The 14,686-nt window shown below is 45.8% G+C and carries 10 protein-coding genes; 3 read left to right on the plus strand and 7 right to left on the minus strand.

What is annotated here, in order from left to right; all coding sequences use genetic code 11:
* Positions 1 to 122: 122 nt before the first annotated feature.
* The gene (locus MUK70_RS17410; protein WP_234654082.1) at positions 123 to 692 is read right to left on the minus strand and encodes an RNA polymerase sigma factor; all 570 of its coding nucleotides are present in this window, start codon (positions 690 to 692) and stop codon (positions 123 to 125) included.
* Between the two features lie 146 nt (positions 693 to 838).
* Here MUK70_RS17410 and MUK70_RS17415 point away from each other — a divergent pair, with 146 nt between their 5' ends.
* Genes MUK70_RS17415 through MUK70_RS17425 form a run of 3 tightly spaced genes read left to right on the plus strand, consistent with a single transcriptional unit; the run spans position 839 to position 3,923 of the window.
* Positions 839 to 2,167, plus strand: a complete 1,329-nt coding sequence (locus tag MUK70_RS17415) for a hypothetical protein (RefSeq protein ID WP_234654084.1) — start codon at positions 839 to 841, stop codon at positions 2,165 to 2,167.
* Complete coding sequence (locus tag MUK70_RS17420) at positions 2,164 to 2,997, plus strand: carbohydrate-binding family 9-like protein (protein WP_234654086.1); 834 nt, start codon at positions 2,164 to 2,166, stop codon at positions 2,995 to 2,997. The genes MUK70_RS17415 and MUK70_RS17420 overlap by 4 nt, the downstream gene beginning before the upstream one ends.
* Positions 2,997 to 3,923, plus strand: a complete 927-nt coding sequence (locus MUK70_RS17425) for a serine hydrolase (RefSeq protein ID WP_234654088.1) — start codon at positions 2,997 to 2,999, stop codon at positions 3,921 to 3,923. Before MUK70_RS17420 ends, MUK70_RS17425 begins: the two co-directional genes overlap by 1 nt.
* Before the next feature lie 40 nt (positions 3,924 to 3,963).
* Here MUK70_RS17425 and MUK70_RS17430 read toward each other — a convergent pair whose 3' ends face one another.
* The 6 genes from MUK70_RS17430 to MUK70_RS17455 form a co-directional block, all read right to left on the minus strand.
* Positions 3,964 to 5,172: a hypothetical protein gene (locus tag MUK70_RS17430; RefSeq protein WP_234654090.1), complete on the minus strand. Its 1,209-nt coding sequence runs from the start codon at positions 5,170 to 5,172 to the stop codon at positions 3,964 to 3,966.
* A 110-nt stretch (positions 5,173 to 5,282) separates the two neighbouring features.
* Positions 5,283 to 5,570, minus strand: a complete 288-nt coding sequence (locus MUK70_RS17435) for a hypothetical protein (protein WP_234654092.1) — start codon at positions 5,568 to 5,570, stop codon at positions 5,283 to 5,285.
* 57 nt (positions 5,571 to 5,627) lie between these two features.
* Positions 5,628 to 8,027 carry an ABC transporter permease gene (locus MUK70_RS17440; RefSeq protein WP_234654094.1) on the minus strand — a complete coding sequence of 800 codons (2,400 nt, stop codon included), beginning with the start codon at positions 8,025 to 8,027 and terminating at the stop codon, positions 5,628 to 5,630.
* Between the two features lie 151 nt (positions 8,028 to 8,178).
* A complete protein-coding gene (locus MUK70_RS17445; protein WP_234654096.1) occupies positions 8,179 to 9,591 on the minus strand; it encodes a capsule assembly Wzi family protein in 1,413 nt (470 codons plus the stop codon).
* Positions 9,592 to 9,824: 233 nt separating this feature from the next.
* Positions 9,825 to 12,242: an ABC transporter permease gene (locus MUK70_RS17450; RefSeq protein ID WP_234654099.1), complete on the minus strand. Its 2,418-nt coding sequence runs from the start codon at positions 12,240 to 12,242 to the stop codon at positions 9,825 to 9,827.
* Positions 12,243 to 12,254: 12 nt separating this feature from the next.
* Positions 12,255 to 14,675, minus strand: coding sequence for an ABC transporter permease (locus MUK70_RS17455; RefSeq protein WP_234654101.1), 2,421 nt, complete (start codon positions 14,673 to 14,675; stop codon positions 12,255 to 12,257).
* Between the last annotated feature and the right edge of the window lie 11 nt (positions 14,676 to 14,686).

A 14,686-nucleotide genomic window follows, 5' to 3' on the forward strand; every position in this document is an offset into this window, starting at 1 on the left:
AAAAATGCCGGCAGACTTTCAAATGTGCGCTTTTGGCCCAAACCTCCAAAAGTAATCCACCAAATCGGGAAGTAGGGATATAAAAATGAAGGAGAGAGATAGAAACAATATGGATTGGGGCATCAGGCGAAAATAGCTTCGGGTGTATCCACCTCAAATACTTGACGTAGTTCCTGCAACGCCTTACGAATCCGGGATTTAACAGTCCCCAACGGCAAACTCAGCCGCTCCGAAACTTCTTCATGCGTGTAACCCTGGAAGTACACCATTTCGATCAGCAATTTGCGTTCGGGAAGCAGGCGCTCCACGATCGACCGCAGATCAATCGTTGCAGGAAGCGGATTAAATATGGTTGCAGGAGAAAGATCCCCATCACGCACCGATTCAAGCTTGACAACCTTTTCTTTTTTAACCTCTACACGCAACTTGTCGATAGCCGTGTTGCGGGCAATATTTAAAATCCATGTGAACAATGTCCCTTTCTCGGCATTATAGCTGCCAATGTTTTTCCAGATTTTAAGAAATGTATCCTGCATCGCATCACAGGCGCGCTCCTCGTCTTTTACGATCTTCACAATGATCCCGTACAAGGCCGAAGAATAGTGATCATACAAATATTCAAAGGCAGCACGATCGTTGGATTTCAGAAGAGAAGTCAGCTCTTGTTCTGTGTAGGTATACCTGGCAGCCATATATTTAATATTATCTGGGTTCGTCGTTACGGGATCCATAGCTTGATTTTGTGATATTATTAATATTATTCCACTTCCGATTACAATCAATGTGTGTAATTTACACCCAATGTGGGAATTGGTGTTTCATTTAACTGCTTATTCGAATGACCCTTAAAAACATCCTTGCATGCATTTCGGTGTGTACGGTCATCGCCTGTTCGTCTAGAAAACAGTCTTCCGTCGATGAGGAAAAGCTAAAACAAATCGGCCAGGAATATGTGGCACTGGGGCTGAGCATCGGACAATATGATCCCGACTTCGTAGACGCTTATTATGGCCCGGATTCACTCCGTCCTGCCGCTTTGAATGACACATCCGATTTTCCGAAAGACAGCCTGATCCTGAGAGTTTCCGGTTTAAAAAAACAAGTTGCCGGGCTGCGTGCTGCTTCAACCAATGACACCATTCGCTCCCGGGCGGATTGGCTCGGATCGCAGTTAACCGCATTCGAGCGGAGGATCAGGATTTTTTCCGGCGAAAGTGCCGCATTTGATACAGAATCGAAAGAATTATTCGATGCTGTTGCGCCTGTTTATGATGAAAAACATTTCCAGGACCTGATCGCGAGAATGGATAGCATGTTGCCGGGTAAGGGTCCCCTCCCCGACCGTTTTCAAAAAATCGCCTCGCGGTTTTTGCTTCCCAAGGATAAGATTGACACCGTTTTCCGGGTTGCGATTGCGGAAGCCAGAAAGCGTACTTTGCAACATTACAAACTGCCTCCCGGTGAAAATTTCAAGCTGGAATATGTGACAGACAAGCCTTGGTCGGGATATAACTGGTATAAAGGCAATTACCAAAGCCTGATCCAGATCAACATCAGTCAGCCTATTTTCATCCAAAGGGCCATTGATCTGGCTTGCCACGAAGGTTATCCGGGCCATCATGTTTTCAATGCGCTTTTGGAAAAAAACATTTATCACGATAAGGGCGCTCTGGAAATTTCACTGTATCCGCTTTTTAGTCCCCAGTCGCTGATTGCGGAAGGAAGCGCCAATTATGGCATTTCCATTGCGTTCCCCGGCGACTCTCAGGAGCAATACTGCAAACAGGTTCTCATGCCCCTCGCGGGTATAGATACAACGGGTGCGCATCTTTATTTTGAAGCGCTTAAAATCGGGTCAGCGCTCAATTATGCAAGGAATGAAGTGGCAAGAGGCCTTGTTAATAAATCCATGACTGACAAAGAAGCATTACGCTGGCTTACAGACTATTGCCTGCTGACTGAAAAAGGCGCTACGGATTATCTCAGATTTATCAAAAAATACAGAAGCTATGTCATCAATTACAATTACGGACAAGACCTGGTGAAAAATTACATTGAAGGAACGGCTGGCCAGGATTCCGGAAAACGCTGGAAAGCATTTGAAAAAATATTAAGTAATCCAATGAAAGCCAGTGATTTGCTGGCTACTGACAAACAATACAAGTGAAAATAAATTTCCTAAACCTTACATCGTTACTCCTTTTTGCTAACCTCGTCACGCTTACAACAGGATTTGGCCAAACGGATTCACCCAAAAAATACATTAGTCCAAAAACTGCTGGCCCAATCAAAATCGACGGCAACCTGGATGAGCGATCCTGGAAAAAAGCGCCCTGGACTGCGCAGTTCGTAGACATAGAAGGAAACAAAAAACCGCTTCCCTACCAGCATACAAAAGCCAAAATGTTGTGGGACGATGCATATTTATACATTGCCGCAGTGATTGAAGAAGAACATATCTGGGCCTATCAGGAGAAGAAGGACCAGATCGTTTATCTTGAAAACGATTTTGAAGTGTTCATTGATCCCGATGGGGATGGAGAAAATTATTATGAGCTGGAAGTAAATGCCATCAACAACACATTTGACCTTTTCTTGCCTAAAACGTACAAAAAAGGTGGCCGCGCACAATTGAAATGGGACATTAAGGACCTTAAATCGGCGGTAAGTATTGAAGGAACGGTCAATAATGCCAAAGACACGGACAAGCGCTGGACTTTGGAAATAGCCATCCCGTTCGCATCGCTCACCAATGAGCATGTGCCTGCCATTATTCCAGCCAACGGCTCGGAGTGGCGGATCAACTTTTCCAGGGTGAACTGGCAGCACGAAGTGTCCGAAGACGGAAAATACACGAGAAAAAGAAACGTTGATACCGGCAAAGTCCTGCCCGAATATAACTGGGTATGGTCCCCGCAAGGCATCATAAACATGCATTACCCGGAATACTGGGGTTATCTTCAATTTGTAGATCCAAAAGAAAAGAAGAATAAATAATGAGAAAATATCTGCTTTCACTCCTTCTGTTTTCTGTATTATTCGCCAGAGCCCAGCCCTCCGCTGTTGGCAAAATATCAGTGGACCATAAGCTCGTCAAAAAGCTCGAGGCTGCGATGGCCGGGTTTCATGGGGAAGCAGGGATCTATGTGCGCAACCTGAAAACAAACCGCATTGCCGAAGTCAACGCAGACTCCATTTTCCCAACGGCCAGCATGGTGAAGGTGCCGATATTGTGTGGGATCTTTGATAAAATCAATCGTGGCGAAGTCGCATTCACTCAGGAACTGATCTATCGCGACTCTTTGAAATACGACAATGGCATTGTGGGATCATTTAAGGATAGCACGCGGATCGCATTGCCGAAAATTGTACATCTGATGATTTCGCTGAGTGATAATACCGGCAGTTTGTGGCTCCAGGCAATGGCAGGCGGCGGCGCAACCATTAACCAGTGGCTGGAAAGCAACGGATTTGCCAACATACGCGTCAACTCGCGCACGCCGGGGCGGAAAGAAAACCAGGCTAAATATGGCTGGGGACAAACCACGCCCCGGGAAATGGCCGAACTTGTTGCCATGATCCGCAATGGTAACGCAATCAGCCCGGCGGCAAGCGAGCGTATGTACCGCTATTTGGGAATGCAGTTTTGGGATGGAGAGGCCATTTCGCAAATTCCGCCCAGCATCAGGATCGCTGCGAAAAGCGGGGCCGTTAACCAGGCCAAGTCAGAAGTGCTTGTCATTCATGCGCCGCACGGGGATTATGTGTTTTGTGTGGCAACAAAAAATCAACAGGACCAGGCGTGGCAAAAAAGCAACGAAGGCTATGCGCTCATCCGCAAGCTCTCTGCCATTATCTGGAATCATTTCGAGCCAAAAAACAACTGGAAGCCGCTGCCGGAATCTGAGAAATTTTGGTTTTAAAAACCTTCCGGATCATTACAACCCGAAAGGTTTATCATGGCTAATGGCTTTCGTCTGACTCAATACCCAGCACGCTCAAACGATAAGGCGTGGCTGAAACTCTGATTTTTTCGACCTTCGACAGATCGTCCGCATTTATCCGCAGCAACTCTCCGCTTTTGGGTTGCGTAAGGTAAACAAAGCGCGTAGTTGCTTCCAGTTGAGGCTTTTGCGTCTCTTCTTTCACCGTGGCCGGGATTACGGATCCGGTTTTCTTTACCGAATTTGTCTTTAAATCAAAAATCTGCAATTCGCCGCTGTGCAGCAGGATGACCAGATTATTTCCTGCATAATCCACTTTGGCCTGCATAATGTCTGTGCTGGCGAGAATTGGCGTCACAGTGTTTGCAGCAACATCAATTAAATATGCACCTTTTGCAGCGGTGTATCCGATGAATTTCCCTGCGCCTTTTGCTTCCAGAATAGATCCGAACCAGGCATCCCCAAAGTCGGCCGGATGCGCGATTAACCTCTGTTTGCCGCTGGGTTCCACGACCAGAATTCCGCTGGAAGAGCCAAATAACGAAACCGAGCCATTGGTGGCATTGCCATGAATGCCCTTTGTCTGAAGCGTGGACGCGAAAAGTGTCTTGCCCGAAGCGTCAATGATCTTCACACGCTCGGGTAATGTGCCGGCCACGGAACCATCTTTTTCTGTAACGGCATAAGTGCCATTGTCAAACTTGGTCATGGCGCCGTGGTGCGCAACATTTCCGGTTTTAATGATCGTCATTTTAGCACCCGGCGTGTGGAAATCCGCTTCCTTGGCAATGGCCAGCGTCCCGTCCCCATCATTGAAAGTGATAATCTCGTCGCCTTTGCTTTTAAAATGCGTCGGCTTATTTCCCGTGCCCGTTAGTGCACCAAATTTGGGCGTCCCTTTTACGTCGACATGATCACCGTGCCCTTCGAAACCGGTGTCAAAAAGTTGCACGTGATTGTTGGCACCATTCACCAACGCACCAAAACGACCCGCTTGCGTGCCGTACAATGCAGATTTCGGAAACTGTGCTTCGAATTTTTCAACCGTAAGCTTAACAGGATCTACTAATGAAATTTCCCTGCTAACCTCGTCGTTCACGAGAATGCGGATGAACTTGAATTCGCTTTGCGCGACTGGATCAACCGGGTTATCATCGTCCTTATCACAGGAAGCGAGCGCGAAAACCAGACCAAGGGTTAAAAGTGTTTTGAATAAATTCTTTTTCATAAAAAAATCTTTAAATGCAACATTGATGCAAATATAGAACCGCAAGATTCAATAATGCAACATTGATGCAAATAAAGATTTCGAAAGGGATAAGATGTTTTATTTCAAACCTAAGCAACCGCCTCCCTGAGCAGGTTCCGGCTCTCTTTTTTCACAAAAGTGATTGGCACAAAATCGTCATTGGGCGCGCCTATGTAATAAACCGTCCATTCCGGATCGTGATGCGAAAGCATTTCGCTTATGCAGTCAGCACGGTGCGCGACCGGATTTGAGCAGTCTTCCCAATAAAAAAGTTCAACGCGGTAAAACAAGTTTTGCTTGATACCATTGATTGTTACTTCAACTTTAATCTCCTGCTTTCCTTGAAGCGGTGGGATTGGGATGGCAATATGGCTCATGATTGTTATAGATTAGAGATGCAACATAGCTGAGGTGTTTAGCAATAAAAATCTGAGTTACTCACTTCGTAATGACTTTACGGGGTTTGTCAATGCCGCCTTAATGCTCTGAAAGCTGATGGTAAGCAGCGCAACCACCACAGAAAGCGCACCGGCCAGCGCGAAAATCCACCATTCAATGTCGATCCTGTACGCAAAATCTTTAAGCCAGGTGCTCACCGCCCACCAGGCAACGGGCGTGGCAATGAGAATGGAAGCGACGACGAGCTTTAAAAAGTCTTTGGAAAGCAGCGCAACAATGCCGGCAACGGATGCTCCCATGACTTTGCGTACGCCAATTTCCTTGACGCGACGCTCGGCCGAATACGAAGCAAGCCCGAACAGGCCGAGACAAGATACGAAAATTGCCAGCCCAGCAAGAATGCCTACAATCTCACTTACCTGACTGTCAGCCTTGTACAATGTTGCAAAGTGATCGTCCAGGAATGAATATTTAAAATCCTGCTCGGGCACAATGTTGTTCCATACAGATTGAATGCCTGCAATGGCCTGCTTCGCATCCTTGCCTTTGATCCGCACCGACATTTCCTCATAACCCCAATCCTTTTGATTAAAAAGACAAAGCGTTTCTATTTTATGATGCAAGGAGTTGAAATTGAAATCCTTTGCAACACCCACGATCACGCCCGCGGAATCCATGCCTGAGAAACCAAAATGCTTCCCTATTAATGTTTGCAGGGTCAATGTGGGCTGGTCTTTCAAAAGTTCTTTCGCCAGCGATTCATTTACAATGTAGGCTTTTGCGTTGTCCGCGGCATCTTCGCGGAAATTCCTGCCGGCAATGATCTTAATTTTATACAAAGACAAATAATCGGGGTCCACAACCACTTGGGAAGAGGCAATCTCTTTCTGCGGGCCTTCGCCATGAAAAGTGACGCCGGTCTGATGCAGGTTATTGCCCAGGCGTTGCTGAGAGCCTGTGACGCCTGACACAAATGAGCTGGACAGCAATTCTTGTTTAAGCGCCTGGTATTTAGGGCCGGATTTCGAGTCGAGTGGAATGATTACAACCTGTTCTTTATCAAAACCAGGATCTTTTTGTTCCATATAGCGCAATTGCTTGACCGCAAAGCCTGTGGCTATGATCAGGAAAACGGCACTTGAAAACTGCGCGATGACCAGCCAATTGCGGAAACTGGCTTTTCCGGTCTTTAATGTGCCTTTCAAAACCAGGATCGGCTGAAACGACGACAGAAAGACAGCCGGATACAATCCCGAAAATATGCCTATCACAACGGTCCCGAACAAGATGCCGAATAGTAGCGAAGGATTGGTAAAAAAGGCGAAGTCAAGTGCACGCTGACTGAAATTACTCACGACAGGAACCAACAGCTTCACCATCAGGATTGCCAGCACCAAAGCCATAAAAGCCAGCAGAACAGACTCGCCTATAAACTGACCGGCCAGCTGAAACCGCTGTGCACCAATCGATTTCCGGATACCCACTTCCTTCGCCCGGCCAGTTGAACGGGCCGTCGATAAATTCATAAAATTAACGCAGGCGATGACCAGCACAATAATGCCGATCACGGAAAATATGTACGTGTAACTGCGATCAAACTTCTGGTAATTGATATAATCGTGAGTGATCTCGGTGGACTTTCCATGCACATCGGCGAGCGGTTGCAGGAAAAGCTCATAATAACTGGCGTTTTCTTTGCTCATGTGCCTGCCCAGGTAAGCGGGAAATTTCTTTTCCAGCGCGGCTATATCGGCGCCCGAAGCGAGTTCCAGGTAAGTAACCAGCCAGTTCCCTCCCCAGTTATCCATATAATTTGGCTTGATGATCGTGCTGAACGAAAACAATGCTTCGAACTGCAAGTGCGAATTGGCCGGAACGTTTTTCATCACACCGGTTACTTTGAATGTAAGCGTGTCTTCGCCGTAATGAATGATGGACTTGCCGATCGGATTTTGATTTCCAAAAATGCTAGCAGCGCTTTTTTCCGAAAGAACCGCTGAATTAGGTTCTTTCAGCACATTCCCCTTTTGGCCATCAATAAGCTTATAATCAAACATTTCCAAAAAATTTGCATCGACCCAAAGCGCACTCGTCAACTCCGATTTTTTCTCCTGATACAGCATTGCGACGTTATCAAACTTTTTAATGCGTACGAAATTCTTTATTTCGGGAAATTCATTTTTAAGCGTCGGGCCCATGGGAAACATGGAAAGGGCCACTTTTTGAGGTGCCACCATGCCTTTGAACTTCTGGACTTCATCGAGCCGGTAAATATTTTTGGAGTGGACTGTATCAAAACTGTTTTCATAAAAAACGAAAACCATAATGAGAATGCAGGCGGCCATTCCTATCGCAAGGCCTATAATGTTGATCCCGGAAAAGACTTTATTCTTCCAGATATTGCGAAAAGCAATTTTCAGGTAATTTTTGAGCATGGTATGACAGGAATAAGATAAGTGGTCAGCAACAAATTTGTGCCAATATCATCAATAAGCTAATTATCAATGTCTTATCCGCCAAAAAACGAACAGGGTTGTCCGAAATCGGACAACCCTGTTCGGCTGTGAACAACTCAGGATTTTGTTGCTACCAGGTCCTTTTGATACCAAAATATGCGCCTGCACTATTCACAAAAAGATCTCCGTTATCCAGTCCTAATTTTGCTATTAAAGCGGTCTTTTTTAAATGAGGAAATACATATTCGCCGGCCAGATAAGAAGATAACTGGCCACGAACAGGATTAAACGCATCGCCCGGCATCCCAAAATTACGGCTGTAAGAAATCTTTAATGTCAATGCAAGCGTATTCCCCAAACTTCCCTGCACGCCCGCGTACCAGACATTGACACGGTTTCCGGGAAAATAGCGCCGACTGGTCGGATTGGACTGATCCATATCCTTACCAGGCACAATAAACGGCGTGCCGACGGTGCGATCGAAATACGACCAGCCTTTTGAATATTGAGAATGGTTAAAATAGTTATCGGCGCCCTGGTAAGTGCTTCCGGGAATGTAAAAGGAGGAGCCCGACTGGTCTTTGGTTGTCAGGAATTCCAGCGTCAGGCGCGTGACAGCAAAGCCCGCATTGGGCAATACACCCGTTTTCAAATTAATGCCGAATAAGCCATCGGGTACATTCTTAAAAATCATGCTCGAAACGTCTTCAAAAGGATGCTGGTGATAAATGAACAATTGGTTGTCACCAAGCTTCGTTTCGAAGGCAAAGTCATAGCTTCCTAAATGATTCCCCAGCCGGTAACTGTCAAATGACCCGTAACCGTTTTTGGTAAACCAGTCTTTGGATGTGTAGGCCAGCACGACATTGGGATAAAACTTCCAGGAGGACGGCAATTCACCATTCAATGCCAGTTCCGGGTGATTTTTCAACTCTTCGGAATGTCCAGCCCAAAGCACATTGTGGTTCAACCCAAAGTAAAATTTGCTTTTGGATTTAACCTTCCCGAGCCTGAAATAAAGAAATTTCTGATGAAGCCTGACGCCCTTGATATAATCTGCATCAAACCATCCATGCGCGAAACCCGCATGCACAGCCAGAAAATTGCGTGTAAATTTCAACGGAACAAAGGTTATCGTTCCAATCTGCACTTTCGGGATAGGAAGCGAATTTCCGGAACCTGCATAAAAGCCGGAAGACAATGTTGTATCCCCCAAACCCATCACCTCCCGCCTTCTCCCTGCATAAATTTCAAGCATTTTGAACCTTGCCTTCACATGTGCTTCGGGCAGGAGGACTTTGAACTGATCCTGATCATTATACGTAAGGACCGGATTCACTGCAAATCCCCAATCCATCTTTTGCGGGCGATTAGAAAGGCTGTCAAAAAAAACGTAATCTCTTCGGACCGAACCTTGAATTTGTCCGGCAGGGCCGGTCTTGGGCACAATGCCAAATTGGTTGGTGCGCAGCCAGAAGGGGGTTGTTTCGGGGGACGAAATGTATGCACCGGCTTCCAGTCCAGCTTTTAAGCCTAAGGGCAATACATCTCCTGTTTGCGCATTGACGCACAGACATCGGAATATAGACAGGCAAATAGTGGTGTAAAAAATCAGTCTAAACCTATGCATAACGCACTTTAATGAAGGATTTCCCCGCAAGATAAAGACGATTATACAAAGATTTCCTACCTATAAATTATTTCAATATTATTAAACGGCAGTCGGCGATCAGCGGTTGGCATCGATAGTTGCCTGCTGATCGCCGACTGCCCGACTTACTCGCTTTTCAATGTTTTCACGGGATCCAGCATTGCTGCGCGGATGGCTTGATAACTTACAGTTAACAATGTGACAATGAGCGCACCCAGGCCTGTTCCGGCAAATATCCACCCGGAAATTTCAGTCCGGTAAGCGTATTTCACCAGCCATTCCTGCATGGCATACCAGGCGATCGGTGTCGCGATTATGGCGGCAATGACCACAAGCTGTATAAAATCCTGAGATAACATTTGCCATAGATTACGAACGGAAGCACCCAGAACTTTGCGGATGCCTATTTCTTTTGTCCGTTGTTCGGCTACGAATGAGGCAAGCCCGAAAAGTCCGAGGCAGGAAATAAAAATGGCTAGCGAGGCAAAGAAACCAGCCAGCTTACCCATCCGCTCTTCGGAACGGAACTTTGCATCATATTCCTGATCGGCAAATTTGTATTCAAAGGGCACAGTCGGCGTAAGCTTCCTAAACACTGCTTCTATTTTAGGCAATGCAGCACTGGCGTTGACACCATCGTTAAGCCGGATATTGATCCAGTTGGGCTCTCCAAACAAAAAGAAAACGCTCGGTGCTACTTTTTGGAACGGCGATTCCATGACCATATCTTTCACCACACCCAAAATCCTGAAATCCTTCTTGACATCATTCGTCATCCAATGGCTTTGCCAGCTCAATGTTTCCCCAACTGGCTGCTTGAAACCCAGCAACTTTGCGGCTGTTTCATTAATAACAAATCCGGCAGAATCGGAGGCCAGATTTCCCGAAAAATTTCGGCCTGCAACAAATTTCCATTGCACCACATTTGCATATTCCGGCGAGACGGTCAGCGTGCTGAAACCAGGCGGATTTTCCATCGTCATGCCTTTCCAGCTAAAACCGCCGTTTTGTGACCACACATCCGTAACCGGACTTTGGGACAAAGCAACTTCCCCGACTACGCCCGTCCGCTTTAACTCAGCACTGATCAGCTCCGACTTTTTATAAAAATCATCCGACTTCATTTCTATCATCAGCAAGCCGTCACGCGAATAGCCTACCGGACGATTTTTGGCAAAATTCACCTGGCTATAAATGATGATCGTACAAATCACTAATGCAATTGAAACCGTGAACTGCATTACAACCAGCACTTTACGGGGCAACGAAGCAAAACGCCCGACATGCATAATGCTGCCCTTCAAGACTTTCACGGGCTGAAAAGACGTCAGATACAATGCGGGATAGCTTCCAGCCAGGAATCCCGTAATGAGGATAAACGCAATGCTCACCAGCCAGAAATACGAATTGGTTGTATGCACGATCATTTCCTTGGCGGACAGATCATTAAACCAGGGCAATGACAAATTTAAGAGGATCATGGCGATAGCAAAAGACAGCAATACAACCAGAAATGATTCTGAAAAAAACTGGCCTATCAACTGCAAACGCAACGACCCGATCGCCTTGCGAATGCCTACTTCTTTGGCCCGCTTTTCGGATCGGGCCGTGCTCAGGTTCATGAAGTTAATGCAGGCCAATAATAGAACGAAAAAGCCGATTACGCCCACGAGCCACACATATTGCACCGGCCCGGAGTCCACTTGTCCATTCTTGAAATTGGAATAAAGGTGCCAGTCGCTCATGGGGTGCACCCACATTTGCGGATTTGTAGCAGCCTCATTTTTCATGTTATCCAGGTGCCGGATCACATTCAATTCCGAATCTTTGATTGCCGCTGAAGCTTTCGCAAATTCCACCCCTGGTTTGACTTCCACATATAGGTTTAGTGCATGGTTATCCCATTGCTTTTCACGCATATAGCGATTGTTAGCAATAAAATAATCCCAACTTCCAAGAAAATGAACATCGTAAAACTGCGAGTTTTTGGGGAAATCCGCGTAAATGCCTGCAACTTTCAAAAGCATATCCGAATTGACCGATACCACCTTGTTCATGGGATCCACTTTCCCAAAGAGCGCCTTCGCAGCGGACGAAGATAGCATGATGGACTGCTGATCCTGCAAGCTGGCCCAAGAGCCGCGACGCATTTCCAGGGACAGCATTTCGGGTCCTTCGGCGGCAATAAACTGGCCTTTTCTGTTCAGTTTCTTCTCGCCCACTGTCAAAATGCCGTCACTGGTGTGGGTGGATGGCACAATGTATTTGAAGTTGTCGCTATAATTGGTTTTTAGCTCCTGAACAAATGGATAAGGAACCGATTTTGACGTTTGTAATTCCCCTCCAAACACCTGATCCACTACGATCATCCCGATGTGATCGTAGTTTTTATGGTTTTTATTGAATGATAATTCGTCGTAGATCCAAAGTCCGGCAAGCATTGCGACAGCCATTCCGATGGCCAATCCACCAATGTTAATGGCCGAGTAACCTTTGCTTTTGAGCAGGTTCCTAAGTGCGATTTTGAGATAATTTCTTAGCATGGCTTTTTATTTTTATTCACTTTTCAATGTTTTTACGGGATCAGTCAATGCGGCTTTGATACTTTGAAAACTAATGGTAACAAATGCAACCAAAATGGCCGCTATGCCCGCGACAACGAAGATTTGCCAGGAAACGACGGTCTTAAAAGCGAAATTTTCCAGCCATTTATTCATCGCCCAACTGGAAATCGGCGTAGCGATTACAATGGAAATGAAAACCAATTTCAAGAAATCCGCCGAGAGCAGTCCCGTTATACCCAGCACCGAAGCGCCTAAAACTTTTCGGATGCCAATTTCCCTGGTGCGCTGTTCGGCGGTGAATGTGGCCAAACCAAATAACCCGAGGCAAGCGATGACGATGCCGATCAAAGAGAAATATCTGATAAGCCTGGATGTCCTTTCTTCTTTTTCGTAGTTTTTTTGAAAGTCACTGTCCAGGAAGGAATATTCGAATGGTGAACCCGGATTTACTTTTTTCCACGCATCGCCTATTTTTCCCATCAACGCGCCGTAATTGCCTCCGTGCACATCCACGATGAGATAGGTGTTTGTTGAGCTAAAAAACGGTGAAACTGTTAACGCAAGCGGTTTTATCTCATGCTGCAACGATTCGAAATGATAATCCTTAACGACGCCAATAATGGTCATGGTTATTTTCCGGTCGTGAAAATCGGAATATATCTTTTTCCCTACGGCATTACCAATATTATAGCCAAGCTTTTTAACGGCAACTTCATTCAAGACCAGCGCATTGGAATCGGCGCTGAATGCATTGGAAAAGCCCCTGCCTTGCAGCAACTTAATGCCCAGCGTTTTGATGTAATCATTGTCAATGTTGGCGAAACTCACGTCCACATTCTCTTTCATTGTTTTGCCTTCCGCATAAAAAAGCATGTCCAACACATTCTCAATGCCGGGATAAGTGGAGCCCACAGCAGAAGCTTTTACCTGCGGAATGTTGGCAAGTTCGTTTTTAAAAGCCTTGTAATTTTTGCCTGCTTCTGTTGTTTGCAACGGCAAAATCACTTTTTGACCTTTATTAAAACCAAGATTTTGATTACTCAGATATTCCATTTGCTGGCTGATCAGCATTGCACCCAGGATCAGGACGATGGACACCGTAAATTGAAAAACAACAAGTCCTTTGCGCACAAAAACAGCAGAGTTATTACTTTTAAAACGTCCTTTTAATGTAGCGATCGGGGAAAAAGAAGAGAGGTAAAAAGCCGGGTAAAAACCTGCCAGCAAGCCGGTTACAATGGTCAATGCGAATAAATAGCCCAAAATTTCGGGATGCTGCAGCAGATATAAATTCTTACCGGTCAGCTGGTTGAATGTTGGCAAAAGCAATTCCAGAAACGGCAGCGAGATCAGCAAAGCCAATGTGCTCAGTAGTAAAGATTCCCACAAGAATTGCCCTACCAGAGAACTTTTGGCCGCCCCAACCACTTTTTTTACGCCTACTTCCTTTGCCCGCTTTTCACTTCTGGCCGTGCTCAGATTCATGAAGTTAATGCAGGCGATCAGTAAAAGAAATGCGGCCACCGAACTGAAAATGTAGAGATATTTGACGTTCCCGTTGGGTGCAATTTCAAAATCGAAGTTTGAGTAAAGATAAATGTCCCTTAATGGTTGGAGAAACAGCTTTTTGGAGAACTGCATCACATTCAAATCCGCAGCGCCGTTTCTTTTCAAAAATGCATCCAGCTTTCCCTCCACAGCATCTGCATTGTTGTCTGCGTTCAGCTTCAAATAAGTGTGGAAAATGTTGTTTGTCGCCCAGTTTGTCTGCCCTTTTGCCCATTGCCCCACATCACTGTTGTTCATGGACAGCAGCATATTGGCTGGAATGTGCGATTTATGATCATTATTCCGAAGCACACCTTTGACTGTATACGAACCCACCGCAAATGGAAGGTTAACCTTAATGATCTTATCGACCGGATTGACATTACCAAACAGCTTACTGGCAATTTCCTCCGTGATAATGATCGAATTAGGCTGATTCAAAGCCGTTTTCTGATCGCCGTATTTAAAATCATAAGTAAAAATCTGGAAAAAGGTTGAGTCGACGTAATAGCCGTTTGTCTCGTAAAACTGCTTCTCGCCCGTTTCGTTTTTTAACAGGAACTTGTCAATGCCCGGCATCCTGAGCAACCTCGTTACCTGCTCCACTTCGGGAAAATCACGCTTCAAACCCGCTGCCATTGGCCCGGGTGCTGCCACCCATTTTTCGCCTTGCACCTGCGACGCAACCCGATAAATCCGCTCACCGTGCACTTGATGCTTGTCGTAGCTGATCTCGTCCATTACGTACAACGTAATGAGCATGCAAGTGGTGATGCCAATGGCCAACCCGAACACATTGATCGCACTATAAACCTTATTTTTTAATAGGCTCCGCCAGGCGATTTTCAAATAATTTTGTATCATAAGTTTGTTGT

This window comes from Dyadobacter chenwenxiniae (genome assembly GCF_022869785.1).
GTDB classification, from domain to species: domain Bacteria; phylum Bacteroidota; class Bacteroidia; order Cytophagales; family Spirosomataceae; genus Dyadobacter; species Dyadobacter chenwenxiniae.

What these genes read in the sequence shown, in the direction of transcription:
- MUK70_RS17410 (WP_234654082.1), bottom strand. Translation starts at nt 692, where the DNA reads ATGGCTGCCAGGTATACCTACACAGAACAAGAGCTGACTTCTCTTCTG.
- MUK70_RS17415 (WP_234654084.1), top strand. Translation starts at nt 839, where the DNA reads ATGACCCTTAAAAACATCCTTGCATGCATTTCGGTGTGTACGGTCATC.
- MUK70_RS17425 (WP_234654088.1), top strand. Translation starts at nt 2,997, where the DNA reads ATGAGAAAATATCTGCTTTCACTCCTTCTGTTTTCTGTATTATTCGCC.
- MUK70_RS17430 (WP_234654090.1), bottom strand. Translation starts at nt 5,172, where the DNA reads ATGAAAAAGAATTTATTCAAAACACTTTTAACCCTTGGTCTGGTTTTC.
- MUK70_RS17435 (WP_234654092.1), bottom strand. Translation starts at nt 5,570, where the DNA reads ATGAGCCATATTGCCATCCCAATCCCACCGCTTCAAGGAAAGCAGGAG.
- MUK70_RS17440 (WP_234654094.1), bottom strand. Translation starts at nt 8,027, where the DNA reads ATGCTCAAAAATTACCTGAAAATTGCTTTTCGCAATATCTGGAAGAAT.
- MUK70_RS17450 (WP_234654099.1), bottom strand. Translation starts at nt 12,242, where the DNA reads ATGCTAAGAAATTATCTCAAAATCGCACTTAGGAACCTGCTCAAAAGC.
- MUK70_RS17455 (WP_234654101.1), bottom strand. Translation starts at nt 14,675, where the DNA reads ATGATACAAAATTATTTGAAAATCGCCTGGCGGAGCCTATTAAAAAAT.